Here is a 15,560-nt window from a genome sequence, read left to right as displayed (position 1 = left end):
AGGAGAGGGAGGGTTTTCTTAAAAGAGAAATGAATTCAAGTAATTCTAATTTTATATTAGAATAAACAAGGGGGAATTTCAGTCCCCAGTGTAAAGAAACCTCTGTACTTTCAGTACAGAGTGATTTAGTCCCTAATTTTAGTTAGTAAAATGTATAAAGAGAGTAAACTTTATAAGAGTTGAAGAATAAGTACGCTCAAAATTTATGTTATTGAAAAGGAAGTTGGTTTATTACTCTATAGTGTTTTCGTTTATAAAACTATAACCATCATCCATTAACTTTTTTAAGAAATCGTCGAAACTATCAGCAATTACTTTTAATTCGTCAGGATCGTGTAAAAACCGTATTATTTGCCCTTTTTTTCCTGTTGACGAAGGACTAAAATCTATAAACAACTGAGAGGTTCCACCATTATTCATACAGTCTGAAAAATGAAGCCATCTAGTATTGGAATCAGCTTTATTTATGATTTTATCATCAATTTCAACACCTTCGTATGCTCTTTCAATATACTCAGAGTAGTGGCGGACTACATTTTTGTTTTGTATTATTTCTTCAGAGGATAATAGGTAATAAGGGTATTCGGAAACATCAGAACCTAAAACAAAAAATGAAATTGTTTCATCAGCATATTTTCTCCAATAGGTTCCATCTACATATTTCAGAAAGTCTATTAATGTTTTTGGTGTGTCTGGAAAAATTTGCGTTAATTCATCAATATGATTTTTTTTAGCTCCTTGTATATTTTTTTCAAAATATCCCCAGCTTTCTTTTCCATTGTGCTTTAAATAAGCATTTTTAAGTCCTTCTAAGTACTCTTCTAATATTCTGCTCATAGATTTTTTTTAGAGTTTTTTGTTTTGATAGTTGTTATAACGTTTCATCAAATTTTAGTTTTTTATTCTTCATAGCATCTTGCCAACCATGCGGAAAAATTCCATGACTATTTTCATTTATACTATGGATAATGTCTGTTACGCTATTTTGTATTTCTTTAGGTAATTTATAGAATAATTTATCAACTTGAGTATTTCTTTCATAATCAAGAATACCATTTTGATGTCTAATAGCTCTTTTTTTGCCGTGGTGATATATTAAAATTTTTATTCGGCCATCACCTTTTCCATTCATTCCAAGTGTTCCGTATACTATTATGGGCTCAATAAGTCCGTCATTGTCAAAATCTTTTAGTTTTAGATATTTAGTCCAAAAATAAATGGCGTGCTCTTTAGGTACTTCGTTATCTTTTGGAAGTATAAAATCATTTAATTTCCATTTTGTACTAAACAGACCGTTTTTATAGGAAAAGCAATATGCCTTTATAGCATCGGAACATTTTTTACTTCCTTTACAGTTAAGGTTGTTTTCTATCATAACTATAAAGTGTTTTCCTTCTCTGTCATTATACTCGTAAGTCTTATAAATAGTATTCTCAATTTCTAGTTTCGTTTTTACACTATTGGTAAAAATTGAGTGGACTTCTTTCTTGGTTAATAATTTACTTGAAGTAATTAAACTTTGACTAAAGCCTATGCTTGATAGGTAAAGTACGAAAATTAGAGATAAAATAGATTTCATTTTTTTCTTTATAATAATAGTTGATATTTTTTGAATAAATTATTATGAGTAATTCTCAACAATACATTGTCTTTCTAAGAAGTCTAAAGAAATATAATGCAGATAAGTTTTATAGCTTTATAAGTTGTAATTTTAAAGCCTAAAATACATTAATTAATTACAAAAAAACTCGCCAATTGGCGAGCTTGATGTTTTTAAAAAAGTTTAGCAGAAAAATTACTTCATTTCAGCAATAAACTCTTTGTTCATTTTCACATAATCAGCATTTCCAGCTTTTTCAGCACCTGCTAATGAAGCTTTAGCAGCTTTAAGAGCTCCTTTTTTATCACCAGCTTTAGCTAAGATTAAAGATTGTTGACGTAAGTACCAAAAGCGAGGTTGGTCTTTAGTCATGTCAACCGCTTTGTTAATCCAATTTTTAGCTTTGTTAATGTCTTTTCCTTCTTGTAAATAGTAAACAGCAGAAGAAAAATAATCGTTAGCAGAAGGACCTCCCATTACTTGAGCAATGCTTTTTTCTACCGCTTTATCAGTAGGAGTATTGAATTTTACACCAACGTAAGCATTTTCCCATAAAATACCTAATACGGCAGAATCGTTTGTTAAATTGTCAATAGAAATTGTAAACGTTTCAATTTTCATTGGCATAGTTTCAACCTTAGCAGTCGTAGATACAGCTACTTTAGAGTCATCCCACTTTTTTGGAGTTCCCCAGTTATTAGTATCAGAATAAAAAATTACTTCCCAAGAATCTTTTCCTGGTTTTGTATACAAAGCATATGTGCCTTTTTTTAATATTTTACCGTCAATAGTAACATCATCGCTAAAACTAACTTTAGTATTTTGATTAGCTCCTGTTCTCCAAACTTTTCCATAAGGAACCAAATCTCCAAAAATAGTTCTTCCTTTCATACTAGGTCTAGAGTACTCAACTGTTACATCTGTTAAACCAACATTTTGCTCTAATTTAGCAGAAGGACTAGGTGCTGGGGTTTTTAATTGCGCATTAATACTTGTTGAAATTGCAACAACAAATAAACTTAAAAGTATTTTTTTCATGATAAAGGTTTATTTAGAGTATAAAATTACCATCTTATATTATGGTAAAATGTTAACAAAAACTTAAATTTATTGTTTATAAACATGTTTAATCGTAATATTGCAATATTATAATAAAACGGTAAAAATGTTAACAAAAAAATTAAGCTTTTTAGATAAAAATTTAACGTTATGGATTTTTGTAGCTATGATGTTAGGAGTTAGTATAGGATATATATACCCTGAAATATCCGGTAAAATAAATGCATTAAGTACTAACTCAACTAATATACCCATTGCAATTGGGTTAATTTTAATGATGTACCCTCCTTTAGCAAAAGTGAATTATGCGTTATTACCAAAAGTGTTTACAAATAAAAAAATACTACTAACTTCACTTTTACTTAATTGGGTAATTGGCCCTGTTTTAATGTTCTTTTTAGCGTTACTTTTTTTACATGATTATCCAGAGTATATGACTGGGTTAATTTTAATAGGTTTAGCTCGGTGTATAGCTATGGTTTTGGTTTGGAATGATTTAGCTGAAGGAAGTAGTGAGTATGGAGCAGGTTTGGTAGCTTTAAATAGTATATTTCAAGTATTTGCTTATAGTTTTTATGCGTGGATGTTTATTACTATTTTGCCCCCTTATTTTGGCTTTGAAGGTGCCGTAGTAGACATATCTATTTTAACAATTGCAGAAAGTGTAGCTATTTATTTAGGTATACCATTTATTATGGGAATTTTAAGTAGATATATTTTAGTGAAGTTAAAAGGTGAAGAATGGTATAATACCAAATTCATACCTTCTATATCTCCATTAACTTTAATAGCTTTATTATTTACTATAATAATAATGTTTTCCTTAAAAGGAGAGTTAATAGTTAAAATACCTTTAGATATTTTATTAATAGCAGTTCCTTTATTACTGTATTTTGCTCTTATGTTTATTATCGGCTTTTTTATAACCAAAGCTACAGGAGCTACTTACGACAAAACAACAGCTGTAGCTTTTACTGCGGCAGGTAACAATTTTGAGTTAGCAATTGCTGTAGCAATTGCTGTATTTGGATTAAACTCAGGAGAAGCTTTTACAGGAGTAATAGGGCCTTTAGTAGAGGTTCCAGCATTAATTTTACTAGTAAAAGTATCTTTTTGGCTGAAGAAGAAATATTTTAGTAAAAATTAAATAGAGATTAAAATATCTTACACCCTTAAATAAAAAAATCAATACTTCTAAGTATTGATTTTTTTATTTAAGAACTATAATACAATTAAGAGTATTTCTTCTTCCTCCAGTAATTAAACCCAAAGCCAAACAGAGCTAATAAAGCTAAGGGAATACCAATATTCATAAATTGCCAAAAACGTTTTTCAGTAAAAGCGCGTTGCTTATCCAATAAGTTAATTTGAATGGTTTTATTGCGTAATTGGATCAATCCAGAATCGTCTAATAAATAATCAATAGCATTGATTAAAAACTCTTTATTACCAAACTGTTCTCCTGTCCATTTATCTAAGGACAAATCGTGAGGTTTTCCTTTTAAAATCTGATTTCTACCTACATCACCGTCAGCAATTACAATCATTTTATTGTTTGTACTCTCAGCTTTAAAATCAGGAGCGTCAAAAGGTTTCATTCTGTTTTTATAAGCAGAAGGAATGTTACCTTCTATAAGAACAGCTAATAATTGTGGACCTGAAGCAAATTCATTTTCTTTTGGTTCTTTGGCGATACTTTGTAACTCAATAAAGTTGGGAGTTCCTGTTTGTTTGGTAAGTACAGAAGTTACTAATAACGGAGTCTTTTTTAAGTTTCCTTTCAAAGTATCTATTTGAGTAGCAAAACGAAAACGAACAGGTGCAACATTTTTAGTAATTGGGTGGTTCGGATTGCCACTAACTAGTGGATGATAAAACCAATTTAAGTGTTGAAACTGTGTTTGATTTCCTACATTTCCTGTGGCTAACGGAATTTTAGCCGAGTATAAATCTTGAATTAGTTTATTGTTTACACGAACTTGATACCCAAACAATAAGTCCGTTAAATTCAAATCACGAGGAAAAGCTAACATTTTTCCTTCATTGTATAAACTATCAGTATCCGCATAATTATTATCTAACATCCATAAACTTTTACCACCATTGGCAATAAATTGATCAACGGTAAGCTTTTCCTCTTCTGTAAAACGCTCAGTAGGTTTAGCTATAATAGCTAAATCGTATGCTCTTAAATCTTTTATGGTTTTTTGCGGATTATTAGCAACACTATCTAATGTAAACTTAGCTAAACGATATTTTTTACCAACTTCACTTAACAAACTATATTGATAAATATCTTGCAACTCACCATTACCAGCCAATACCGCTATTTTTTGTTTTTCTTTTAAAGTAACATTATGTAATGCATTAGCAAAAGAATACTCTAATTTTTCAACAGCATTTTGTAGCTGAGCTTCTTGTGTCTTGGCAATTGAGTTAGGAAGTAAAGAAATTAACTCTACTTTTTTACCATAAGTAATTTCTGCCCAAGGAAAAATAATAGCTTCAGATAACTTTCCATCTTCTTCTACAGTTAACTGGCTAGGCATCATTCCTCTTTTTACCAAACGTTCACGAATATTATCAGGGTTGATAAAACGGAAACGAATATTGGCGTTTTTAGCTTGTAATTCTTCTAAAAACTGGCGTGTTTCTATTTGTAAACGTTTAAATTCCGCAGGAAAATCACCTTCTAAGAATACATGAATTGTTAGTGGGGTATCAATTTTATCAATAAGATTTTCACTTACTTCAGATAAGGTATAACGTTTGTCCTGTGTTAAATCGAAACGTTTGTAAACTGAATTAGCGATGTAATTAACAATTAACAGTCCGATAAGGGCTAATGCAATATGTTGTAATTTCTTATTCATTTTTTAACTGTTGTTTAGTGATGAATAAAAAGAAGAATGTAACACTGATAAAATAGATTAAATCACGAGTATCTATTACACCACGACTAATGCTTTTAAAGTGTTCGTTAATACCAAATTGTTGTAAGGTGTATCCTGAGTTTCCTAAAGAAGAACCTACAGCATCAAAACCATAGAATAAAGCAAAAGTGATAAATACACTTAAAATAAATGCCACAATTTGATTTTTGGATAGGGTAGAAGTAAATAATCCAACAGCTGTATAAGTTGCTGCTAAAAATAATAAACCTAAATACGAACCTATAGTACTACCTACATCTAAATTTCCAACAGGACTTCCTAATTGATATACAGTAAATGTATAGGTTAATGTTGGTAATATGGCGATGACAACTAACAAAAGAGAAGCGAAAAACTTACCCAGTACAATTTGCCAATCGGTAAGTGGTTTGGTTTTTAAAATCTCAATAGTTCCGCTATTAAATTCATCAGCAAAACTTTTCATTGTAATAGCAGGAATCAGGAATAAGAACAACCATGGAGCTAAATAAAAAAAGCTATTTAAATCGGCAAACCCCGCATTTAAAATGTTGAAATTGTCTTTAAATACCCATAAAAATAAGCCATTTACAAGTAAAAATACCCCAATAACCAAATAGGCAATGGGAGAGGCAAAAAATGAGTTAAATTCTTTCTTTAGTAGTGGTAACAATGTATAACTATTTTAGTTGTTTATAATATTTAGTTATTTTCAGATAGGTATTGACTAAGGTAGCGATTCAACTTTATCTACACTCCAAACAAGTGGTTTATCATTAAATAGTATTTTGGTTTGTGCCCAAATTCCTTTAAATAAATCAGAATTTCTGTAGTTTTCTAAATCTTGCTCAGTATTCCAATAACTATAAGTGAAAAATATATTTGGATTCGTTTTGTCTCTATACAACTCTAATAAACGGCAACCAGGTGAATTTCGTATAAACTCTTTTTTGGAATTAAAGTTGTTTAAAAATTCTTTAATTTTTTCTGGCTGAAAGCTCATTTTTACAATTCGTACAAACATATATTTAATTAATAGGTGTAAATTCTGGCTTAATAGGGTTTTCAAACTCAACAGTAATAGTGTCGCGATATTCCAAACCAAGTAGGGTAGAAGCGCCACCAACCGTTTCTAAATTACTTCGGTAAATAGCAATTTCTAAAAAGCCAGCAGAATTAAAAATAGCGAGCTTTTCACCATCATACTGTCGTTTATCAGTTACCGAAAAATCAACAATTTCGTTATATCTGCTGTAAATTTTAGAAAAAGTATAACGTCTAGCCGTAACTTTATAATCACGGCCTTTTCCAATAGCATTAAATTGTTTTTTACTGATGTTAGTAATTACATTTCCATAATTATCAATGTAAATAACACCACCCGCAATAATAGTTTGCTGCTCGTTTACTTTAGGCTTAATTTCAACAATCTTTTTATACGTGTCAACCTCTCTACCAATAACACTTAAACTACCACCACGAGCAATATGAGAAGCTACTTGCACAAAAATGTCTAACACAGGAAAGCTACTCTCAATACGATCGTGAATATTAATTTCAAAAATTTTAGTAGGTTTAATTTCAGAAGCAATCATTGAAATTAGTCCGTTGTCAGGACAAATAAAATAATGGTTGTCTAGTTCTAGTGCAATGTGTTTGTTATCCACACTTAACTCTGAATCTACTCCAATAACATGAATTGTTTTATCAGGAAAGCTTTTGTAAGCATTTTTTAAAATATAAGCAGTTTCAGTAATGTTAAAAGGAGAAATTTCATGCGTAATATCAACAATCTTAGCATCAGGTAACTCAGAATAAATAGCTCCTTTTACAGCCCCTACAAAGTGGTCTTTCGTTCCAAAATCAGTAGTTAATGTAATAAGAGACATTAATTTAGGTTTTTGTTAATTAATCTGTGAAAAATTATGCTGAAATTTTAAACAAAACTACGTAATTCAAGAAAAATAATCATTATTTTTAGTGTGAATAATATTAAAACTTTTATCATTTGAACGAACGCGTAATTGAATTAACAGAAATCAACCCAAACGATTTTTTTGGAGCTCAAAACAGCACTATTACTCAGTTAAAAACATTCTTCCCTAAAATAAAAATAGTAGCTAGAGGAAACAAACTTAAAATTTTTGGAGAACCTGAATTGTTAAATGAATTTGAAAAGCGGCTAGAGATGCTTATCAAATACTTTAACAGATACAACAAGCTAGATGAAAATAGTATTGAGCGAATTTTAACGTCAACAGGAAAGGAAGAAGAAATAAGAAAATCTGGAAATGCAAAAGACGTTTTAGTACACGGTGTTAGTGGAAAACTAATAAAAGCGCAAACAGCTAATCAGCGTAAAATGGTTGAGTTAATGCAAAAAAACGATATGTTATTTGCAGTAGGTCCCGCAGGTACAGGTAAAACATACACAGCAGTCGCTTTGGCCGTAAAAGCATTAAAAGAAAAAGAAGTAAGACGAATTATATTAACAAGACCTGCGGTGGAGTCAGGTGAAAACTTAGGGTTTCTTCCTGGAGACTTAAAAGAGAAACTAGATCCATACATGCAACCTTTGTACGATGCCTTACGAGACATGATTCCACATGAAAAACTAGAATCACATCTTGAAAAAGGAGTCATACAAATAGCACCTTTGGCTTTTATGCGTGGACGTACTTTAGACAACGCTTTTGTAATTTTAGATGAAGCACAAAACACCACTCATGCACAAATGAAGATGTTTTTAACACGTATGGGAATGCATGCAAAGTTTATCATAACTGGAGATCCAGGTCAGATAGATTTACCAAGAAGACAAGTTTCTGGATTGAAAGAATCGTTATTAGCGTTAAAAGATATTGAAGGAATTGCGCAGGTGTATTTAGATGACAAAGATGTAATCCGCCATCGATTAGTTAAAAAGATTATTACAGCTTACAAAAGCATAGAAACGGAATAAAGTATGTTTAAAAACTTGGGATTTCAAGAATATTTATCGGTAGGGTATATATTTTTGATTGCTTTAGGCTTAGTTAGTGATACCATTTTTTATCGTTATCTAGATATAGATTATTTACAATACATAACTATCACAGATACACTTTTGTCTCCTATTTCATTATTAGCTAACAATTGGGCGTTGTCAGTAATTCTTATAGTATTTTCTATGTCTTTGTATTTCCTTATTAAAAACTCAGTGAAAATAGAAGAAATACTAAAGAGAGTAAAATGGTTGAAAAAGAGAATTGAAGCAAATAAAAAAGCAAAAAGAAAAGAGTACGACAACAAGTCAGCTTTTATAGTTTCTGTTTTTATTATGGTGTTTTCTTTATTATTAGGGTTTAGGCTAGGAATGGGGATAAATTATAAAAAACGTTTAGCAGAAGGTAGGCTTAAGAATAATATAACATTAGTTTTTAAAGATGATTCTCAACTAAAAGCTAAAAAAATAGGTCAAAATAGTGCTTATATTTTTTATGTAGAAGAAGGGAATACATTTGTAACTGTAACACCTATTTTAGAAAATATAAAACAAATAAAAACTATTCAAAAAGAAGAGTAGAATACTTACATTTGCGGGCAACAACACAACAACATACTAATGAATACAATTAACGAAACAAGTTTCCAGTTTCAAGGGCAAAAAGAAGTTTATAAAGGAAAAGTAAGAGAAGTATATAACATCAATGATGATTTATTGGTAATGATAGCTTCTGATCGTCTTTCCGCTTTCGATGTAATCTTACCACGCCAAATTCCTTTTAAAGGACAAATTTTAAACCAAATTGCTACTAAAATGATGAATGATACTGCTGATATCGTTCCAAACTGGTTATTAGCGAATCCAGATGAAAATGTAGCAGTAGGTCATTTATGTGAACCTTTTAAAGTAGAAATGGTAACCCGCGGATATTTATCTGGTCATGCAGCTCGTGAATATGCAGTAGGAAAAAGAATGCTTTGTGGAGTAGCAATGCCCGAAGGAATGAAAGAAAATGATAAATTCCCAGAGCCAATTATTACACCATCAACAAAGGCAGATAATGGAGAACACGATGAAGATATTTCTCGTGAAGATATTTTAGCAAAAGGAATTGTTTCAGAAGAAGACTATTTAGTATTAGAAGATTACACAAGAAAGTTATTTCAAAGAGGGACTGAATTAGCTGCTAAAAGAGGATTGATTTTAGTAGATACCAAATATGAGTTTGGAAAAACTGAAGATGGTAAAATTGTATTGATAGATGAAATCCATACACCAGATTCTTCTCGTTATTTTTATGCTGATGGGTATGCTGAGCGTCAAGAAAAAGGAGAGAAGCAAAAACAATTGTCAAAAGAGTTTGTACGTCAGTGGTTAATTGAAAACGGTTTTCAAGGAAAAGAAGGACAAGGAATTCCTGAAATGTCTGATGAAAAAGTTATTGAAATTTCAAACAGATATATTGAACTATACGAACAAATTACAGGGGAAACTTTTGTAAAAGCGAATACAGAAAACGTACTCGAAAGAATAGAGAAAAATGTAAAAACATTTTTACAAAATAGATAAAAAAGAGAGGCTCAAGCCTCTCTTTTTATTTAAAATTATCTTAAAAGAATCCCATTAACAAACAAGCATTTATATTTTTTGTAACTTACACGATACAAACAAAAATTAGCAAAAATGCCAAATTATACATTAAAAATTAACGGAAAGTCGGTATCCTTTGAGGCAGATGCTGATACACCATTGTTGTGGGTTTTACGAGATGAACTCAATATGGTTGGAACTAAATTCGGTTGTGGAATAGCACAATGCGGAGCCTGTACTGTTCATGTAGACGGAACAGCAATGAGAAGTTGTCAATTACAAATTTCTATGTTAGACGGTGAAGAAATAACAACCATTGAAGGGCTATCAACTGAAGGAGATCATCCGTTACAAGAAGCTTGGAAAGAAGTAGATGTTCCACAATGTGGTTACTGTCAAGCAGGTCAAATTATGACAGCAGCTTCCTTTTTAAAAGAAAATCCAAAACCTTCTAAAGAAGAGATAAGAGAAGCAATGCAAGGTAATATTTGTCGTTGCGCTGCATACAATAGAATAGAAAAGGCAGTTGCATTGGCTGCAGATAAAATGTCTTAAAAACTTTCAATCATGAGTACACAAGAAAAAAACTTTACGTTTAGCAGAAGAAATTTTTTAAGAACTTCTGCATTAGCTAGTGGTGGTATTATGATTGGATTTAATCTATTTACTGCCTGTAAACCTAATGTAAAACCATCTGTAGATGTAGAAAACTTAAATTTCAACGATTTTAACGCATTTATAAAAATATCTGATGAAGGCTATGTAACTATTTACTCTCCAAATCCAGAGATAGGTCAAGGGGTAAAAACTTCAATGCCTATGATTATTGCAGAAGAGTTAGATGTAGAATGGGATAAAGTACATGTTGCACAAGCACCTTTAGATACCAAAAACTATACACGACAGTTAGCAGGAGGTAGTCAATCAATTCGTCATGGCTGGACAGCGCTTAGAGAAATAGGAGCAACTACAAAACAAATGTTAATTAATGCGGCAGCAGTAAAATGGGGAGTAGATGCAACTACTTGTTCAGCTTCAAAAGGAATTATTACAAATGCAAAAGGTGAAACGTTAGGATATGGTGAAGTAGTAAAAGAAGCTGCTACTTTAGAAGTACCAGAAAACGTCGCTTTAAAAAAGCCATCTGAGTTCTCCATTATTGGTAAAAATGCTATAAATGTTGATGTAGAAAAAATAGTAACAGGAAAACCTTTATTCGGTTTAGACTATAAAGAAGAAGGTATGTTGTACGCATCTGTAGTAAGACCTCCTTCTTTTGGACAAGAGTTAGAGTCATACGATGCAGCAGAAGCAAAGAAAGTGTCAGGAGTAATAGATGTTATAACAATAGGAGAGAAAGCAAGAAACTTTATTGAGTCAGGAAAAGCTAATTGGACGTTTAAGTTAACGAAAACGGATAAAGTAGTTGTACTAGCAGAAAATACATGGGCGGCAATTAAAGGAGCAAAAGCAATTAAAACTGTATGGAAAGATAATTCTGAGTTAGAAGATACAAAACTTCATAATGAAAAGCTAACAAAATTATTAGAAGCGAGTGACTTAGATGTAAGAAGAGAAGACGGAAATGTAAGAAAAGCTTTTGCAGAAGCAGATAAAGTTATCGAACGTACCTATCATTCACCTTTCTTACCACATAACTGTATGGAACCAATGAACTTTTTCGCAAGTGTAACACCAGAAAAAGTACACCTAGTTGGTCCTGTACAAACACCAGAATATGCAGCAATGGTTGCAGCAGAAATGTTAGGGCGTAATTTGGAAGAAGTTCATGTAGAAATGACCCGAATGGGAGGAGGTTTCGGAAGAAGATTATATGGAGATTTTGTTTATGAAGCGTTGGAAATATCTGATAAAATACAAAAACCAGTAAAAATGGTTTCAACGAGAGAAGACGATGTAACTAGCGGAACATATAGGCCAGCAATTAAATATAGAATCGCAGCATCAATAAAAGACAGAAAAATAACAGGATACCATTTGAAAGAAGCAGCCGTAAATGATAATATGTACGGATTAATACCACATTTTTTTCCTGCAGGATGTATTCCAAACTATAAAGTATCAACTGGAAATTACAAGAGTAATATTAGTACAGGAGCTTGGAGAGCACCATATACTAACTTTTTAGGCTATGCAGAACAAAGTTTTTTCGATGAATTAGCGGAAGAATTAGAGATAGATGCGGTGCAGTTACGTTTAGAATTGTTAGAAAATGTAAAAGCCACAGAAGATAAAAGAATAGAGTACTCAGGTAAACGAATGCAAGACACTATAAAGTTAGCAGCAGAAAAAGGGAGCTGGGGAAAATCTAAAAAAGGAGTTTATCAAGGTTTTTCAGCTTATTACAGTCATAATACCCACGTAGCTGAAGTTGCAGAGGTAGAGCTAAAAGATGGAGTACCGGTTGTAACAAAAGTAGTTACAGCGGTTGATTGTGGTATAGTTGTTAATCCAACAGGAGCCAAAAATCAAGTAGTAGGAGGAGTTATTGATGGTATTGGACACGCAATGTATGGAAACTTAACTTTTAAAGAAGGAGCACCTTCAAGTAGAAATTTTGACAACTATAAGCTTATAAGAATGAACGAAACACCTAAAGTAGAAGTTCATTTTGTGCAAAATGAATTATCACCTACAGGTTTAGGAGAACCAGGCTTACCACCAGCAGGAGGAGCAGTTGCGAATGCAATACATAAAGCTTTAGGAAAAAGACTATATAAACAACCTTTTGTAGAGGAATTAAAATCGAACATTTTATCTTAAAAATCAAAGAGCTTTATAGGTATGCCAAAGTAGTATGTTTGTTATTTATTGAAAATGAAACACTCGGTAATTTTTGAAAATCTGTTAAAAAGCACTACTTTCGCAACCTATAAAAATCAAAAATAACAATGGTTAAAGATTTATTTGAAAGAATTAAAGGAGATAAAGGACCTTTAGGAAAATGGGCAGATAAAGCAGAAGGATATTATGTGTTTCCTAAATTAGAAGGACCAATCTCTAACCGCATGTCTTTCAATGGAAAAAAAGTAATAACTTGGAGTATTAACGACTACTTAGGATTAGCAAATCATCCAGAAGTGTTAAAAGTAGATGGAGAATCTGCTGCTACAGATGGTATGGCTTACCCTATGGGAGCTCGTATGATGTCAGGTCACACTAAATACCATGAACAATTAGAGCAAGAATGTGCTGAATTTGTTGGTAAAGAAGCAGCTTATTTAGTAAATTTCGGATACCAAGGAATGGTATCAGCAATTGATGCCTTAGTAGGAAAAGACGATATCATAGTATATGACATGGATACACATGCATGTATTATTGATGGAGTTCGTTTACACGCAGGAAAACGTTTTGTATACCGCCATAACGATATAGAGAGCTGTGAGAAAAATTTGAAGCGTGCCACCAAAATGGCAGAAAAAACAGGAGGTGGAATTTTGTTAGTTTCTGAAGGTGTTTTCGGTATGCGAGGAGAACAAGGGCGTTTAGCAGAAATTGTAGCCTTAAAAGAAAAATATAACTTTCGTTTATTGGTTGATGATGCTCACGGGTTTGGAACATTAGGAGAAGGAGGAAGAGGAACAGGATTTGAACAAGGAGTACAAGACGGAATAGATGTGTATTTTGCAACATTTGCAAAATCTATGGCAGGAATAGGTGCATTCTTTGCAGGAGACAAAGATGTTGTTCAATATCTACAATACAATATGAGATCACAAATGTTTGCTAAATCATTACCAATGCCAATGGTAAAAGGAGCATTAAAACGTTTAGATATGATTCGTACCATGCCTGAACTAAAAGAAAACCTTTGGAAAATAACCAATGCGTTACAGTCAGGTTTACGTGAAGCAGGTTTTGATTTAGGAACAACACAAACATGTATCACACCAGTATACCTAAAAGGAGAAATTCCAGAAGCCATGGCAATGGTAAATGATTTACGAGAAAACCATGGAGTGTTTTGTTCAATTGTAGTATACCCAGTGATACCAAAAGGATTAATAATATTAAGATTAATTCCAACAGCACGTCATACAATTGAAGATGTAAATGAAACAATTGAAGCTTTTTCTGCAATTCGTGAAAAGTTAGAAAACGGAACTTATAAACAAGTAGCAGCTTCAATTATGGCAGAATAGAAAGAAACTGCAAAAAAATAAATAAAAACTCATGAAATACTTCATGAGTTTTTTTGTTTTAAAAGAGAAATGATACATTTGAAATCCTTTTGCTTATCAAAATAAAATGAAAAAAATACTATTCATACACTTATTATTATTTGTAGCAGGATTAAATGCACAAATTAAAGATACATTACCAAACTTTAACGATGAATATATCTTGGTAAGAGAAGGGGATAGTTTAATGATAAAGTTAAACGAGGTAACGGTACTTCCAAAACATAAATTTAAAGAAAAAAAAGATATTCTTTATTATTATTGGCTTCGAAAAAAAGTATTCAAAGCTTATCCTTATGCAATTTTAGCAGCAAAAAGAGTAGATAGCGTAAACTCACGTTTAGCTAGAATTAAATCAAAAAGTAAAAAAAGAAAATACATAAAAAGAATTCAAAAGTATTTAGAAGAAGAGTTAACAGCTCCCTTAAAAAAGTTAACAAGAACAGAAGGAAGGATTTTGTTAAAGCTAATTCATCGTCAAACAGGAAAAACAGCCTTTGATAATGTAAAAGAATTAAGAAGTGGTTGGAAAGCTTTTTGGTACAATACTACAGCAAATTTATTTAAACTATCATTAAAGTCAGAGTATAAACCTGAAACGGAAAACGAAGATTATTTAGTAGAGGACATTATACAGCGAGCCTATATTGATGAAAAGTTAGAGTATCAAGAGCCTAAATTACGAAAGAATTATTTAGTAATTGTATCCAAAAGTAGAGGATATGTTGATGTATCGGAGTATAAAGAGATGTTTTCTAAGATGCGAAAGAAGCGAAAACGAAAGAAAAAGTAAAAAAATAAAGAATTCAAATTCTTACTAAAGTTGATAATTAAGTACTGTAATAGTTATATGTACTTCCATGTTAGAAGCATTAAAATAGTAATAAATATAGTAAACAAAGGTAGGAGAGAAGTATAGGATAAAAAACTTCAGGGTGTAACTAATTATATAATAACGTATTAAAAAATATTTTAAAAAAAAGGTTTAAAAATTGCTTGTTAAGTGGGAAAAGGTATCTATATTTGCACCCGCCAACGGAAAAGCGTTAAGTTTTAAAGTTAGCAAAAGTTCATTAAAATAGGGTTTAAGATATTTAAAGAAAAGGTTAAAAAATAGTTTAACAAATTCTTGTTTATTAGGAAATAAAGTGAGTATCTTTGCAGTCCGAATTTTAGGGAAGCAGTTCATTAAAATAGTGTAGCAAATC

The 15,560-nt window shown here is 31.5% G+C and carries 15 protein-coding genes; 8 read left to right on the top strand and 7 right to left on the bottom strand.

From position 1 onward, the window contains the following. Positions 1–231 precede the first annotated feature (231 nt). The 3 genes from ABMY20_RS13080 to ABMY20_RS13070 form a co-directional block, all read right to left on the bottom strand. The gene (locus ABMY20_RS13080) at positions 232–837 is read right to left on the bottom strand and encodes an SMI1/KNR4 family protein (protein ID WP_159614844.1); all 606 of its coding nucleotides are present in this window, start codon (positions 835–837) and stop codon (positions 232–234) included. Between the two features lie 34 nt (positions 838–871). Further along, the gene (locus ABMY20_RS13075; protein WP_349265519.1) at positions 872–1,579 is read right to left on the bottom strand and encodes a hypothetical protein; all 708 of its coding nucleotides are present in this window, start codon (positions 1,577–1,579) and stop codon (positions 872–874) included. Between the two features lie 216 nt (positions 1,580–1,795). Next, positions 1,796–2,638 (bottom strand): DUF2911 domain-containing protein, encoded by an 843-nt coding sequence (locus ABMY20_RS13070; protein WP_349265518.1) that lies wholly within the window; start codon positions 2,636–2,638, stop codon positions 1,796–1,798. Positions 2,639–2,765: 127 nt separating this feature from the next. On the opposite strand from ABMY20_RS13070, the gene arsB reads away from it, so the two are divergent. Further along, complete coding sequence (gene arsB, locus ABMY20_RS13065; protein WP_047790600.1) at positions 2,766–3,806, top strand: ACR3 family arsenite efflux transporter; 1,041 nt, start codon at positions 2,766–2,768, stop codon at positions 3,804–3,806. A gap of 85 nt (positions 3,807–3,891) precedes the next feature. Here the strand turns inward: arsB and gldG are convergent, their stop codons facing one another. The 4 genes from gldG to ABMY20_RS13045 are packed head-to-tail and all read right to left on the bottom strand — an operon-like array spanning position 3,892 to position 7,460. Beyond that, complete coding sequence (gldG, locus tag ABMY20_RS13060) at positions 3,892–5,532, bottom strand: gliding motility-associated ABC transporter substrate-binding protein GldG (RefSeq protein WP_349265517.1); 1,641 nt, start codon at positions 5,530–5,532, stop codon at positions 3,892–3,894. Next, the gene (gene gldF / locus ABMY20_RS13055; protein WP_349265516.1) at positions 5,525–6,244 is read right to left on the bottom strand and encodes a gliding motility-associated ABC transporter permease subunit GldF; all 720 of its coding nucleotides are present in this window, start codon (positions 6,242–6,244) and stop codon (positions 5,525–5,527) included. Before gldF ends, gldG begins: the two co-directional genes overlap by 8 nt. 54 nt (positions 6,245–6,298) lie before the next feature. Next, positions 6,299–6,595 carry an antibiotic biosynthesis monooxygenase family protein gene (locus ABMY20_RS13050; RefSeq protein WP_159614856.1) on the bottom strand — a complete coding sequence of 99 codons (297 nt, stop codon included), beginning with the start codon at positions 6,593–6,595 and terminating at the stop codon, positions 6,299–6,301. A gap of 4 nt (positions 6,596–6,599) precedes the next feature. After that, positions 6,600–7,460: an SAM-dependent chlorinase/fluorinase gene (locus ABMY20_RS13045; protein WP_349265515.1), complete on the bottom strand. Its 861-nt coding sequence runs from the start codon at positions 7,458–7,460 to the stop codon at positions 6,600–6,602. 119 nt (positions 7,461–7,579) lie between these two features. On the opposite strand from ABMY20_RS13045, the gene ABMY20_RS13040 reads away from it, so the two are divergent. From ABMY20_RS13040 to ABMY20_RS13010, 7 genes are all read left to right on the top strand, one after another. Continuing rightward, positions 7,580–8,533 (top strand): PhoH family protein, encoded by a 954-nt coding sequence (locus ABMY20_RS13040; protein WP_073183483.1) that lies wholly within the window; start codon positions 7,580–7,582, stop codon positions 8,531–8,533. 3 nt (positions 8,534–8,536) lie between these two features. Then, positions 8,537–9,136 carry a hypothetical protein gene (locus tag ABMY20_RS13035; RefSeq protein WP_073183481.1) on the top strand — a complete coding sequence of 200 codons (600 nt, stop codon included), beginning with the start codon at positions 8,537–8,539 and terminating at the stop codon, positions 9,134–9,136. A gap of 39 nt (positions 9,137–9,175) precedes the next feature. Then, positions 9,176–10,126: a phosphoribosylaminoimidazolesuccinocarboxamide synthase gene (locus ABMY20_RS13030; protein WP_349265514.1), complete on the top strand. Its 951-nt coding sequence runs from the start codon at positions 9,176–9,178 to the stop codon at positions 10,124–10,126. A 114-nt stretch (positions 10,127–10,240) separates the two neighbouring features. Then, a complete protein-coding gene (locus tag ABMY20_RS13025; protein WP_047790608.1) occupies positions 10,241–10,702 on the top strand; it encodes a (2Fe-2S)-binding protein in 462 nt (153 codons plus the stop codon). 12 nt (positions 10,703–10,714) lie between these two features. Then, positions 10,715–12,931, top strand: a complete 2,217-nt coding sequence (locus tag ABMY20_RS13020) for a molybdopterin cofactor-binding domain-containing protein (protein ID WP_349265513.1) — start codon at positions 10,715–10,717, stop codon at positions 12,929–12,931. 128 nt (positions 12,932–13,059) lie between these two features. Continuing rightward, positions 13,060–14,313, top strand: a complete 1,254-nt coding sequence (locus ABMY20_RS13015) for an aminotransferase class I/II-fold pyridoxal phosphate-dependent enzyme (RefSeq protein ID WP_099216665.1) — start codon at positions 13,060–13,062, stop codon at positions 14,311–14,313. 106 nt (positions 14,314–14,419) lie between these two features. Next, the gene (locus tag ABMY20_RS13010) at positions 14,420–15,145 is read left to right on the top strand and encodes a DUF4294 domain-containing protein (RefSeq protein WP_349265512.1); all 726 of its coding nucleotides are present in this window, start codon (positions 14,420–14,422) and stop codon (positions 15,143–15,145) included. The last annotated feature ends 415 nt before the right edge of the window (positions 15,146–15,560 follow it).

The organism is Tenacibaculum sp. SSH1-16, assembly GCF_040104435.1.
Lineage (GTDB): Bacteria > Bacteroidota > Bacteroidia > Flavobacteriales > Flavobacteriaceae > Polaribacter > Polaribacter mesophilus.
This window is presented reverse-complemented; position numbering and strand designations above follow the sequence as displayed.

Excerpts from the sequence above, each read along its gene's own strand:
- ABMY20_RS13080 (WP_159614844.1), bottom strand. The coding sequence starts at position 837 with ATGAGCAGAATATTAGAAGAGTACTTAGAAGGACTTAAAAATGCTTAT.
- ABMY20_RS13075 (WP_349265519.1), bottom strand. The coding sequence starts at position 1,579 with ATGAAATCTATTTTATCTCTAATTTTCGTACTTTACCTATCAAGCATA.
- ABMY20_RS13070 (WP_349265518.1), bottom strand. The coding sequence starts at position 2,638 with ATGAAAAAAATACTTTTAAGTTTATTTGTTGTTGCAATTTCAACAAGT.
- arsB (WP_047790600.1), top strand. The coding sequence starts at position 2,766 with ATGTTAACAAAAAAATTAAGCTTTTTAGATAAAAATTTAACGTTATGG.
- gldG (WP_349265517.1), bottom strand. The coding sequence starts at position 5,532 with ATGAATAAGAAATTACAACATATTGCATTAGCCCTTATCGGACTGTTA.
- ABMY20_RS13050 (WP_159614856.1), bottom strand. The coding sequence starts at position 6,595 with ATGTTTGTACGAATTGTAAAAATGAGCTTTCAGCCAGAAAAAATTAAA.
- ABMY20_RS13045 (WP_349265515.1), bottom strand. The coding sequence starts at position 7,460 with ATGTCTCTTATTACATTAACTACTGATTTTGGAACGAAAGACCACTTT.
- ABMY20_RS13035 (WP_073183481.1), top strand. The coding sequence starts at position 8,537 with ATGTTTAAAAACTTGGGATTTCAAGAATATTTATCGGTAGGGTATATA.
- ABMY20_RS13030 (WP_349265514.1), top strand. The coding sequence starts at position 9,176 with ATGAATACAATTAACGAAACAAGTTTCCAGTTTCAAGGGCAAAAAGAA.
- ABMY20_RS13025 (WP_047790608.1), top strand. The coding sequence starts at position 10,241 with ATGCCAAATTATACATTAAAAATTAACGGAAAGTCGGTATCCTTTGAG.
- ABMY20_RS13020 (WP_349265513.1), top strand. The coding sequence starts at position 10,715 with ATGAGTACACAAGAAAAAAACTTTACGTTTAGCAGAAGAAATTTTTTA.
- ABMY20_RS13015 (WP_099216665.1), top strand. The coding sequence starts at position 13,060 with ATGGTTAAAGATTTATTTGAAAGAATTAAAGGAGATAAAGGACCTTTA.
- ABMY20_RS13010 (WP_349265512.1), top strand. The coding sequence starts at position 14,420 with ATGAAAAAAATACTATTCATACACTTATTATTATTTGTAGCAGGATTA.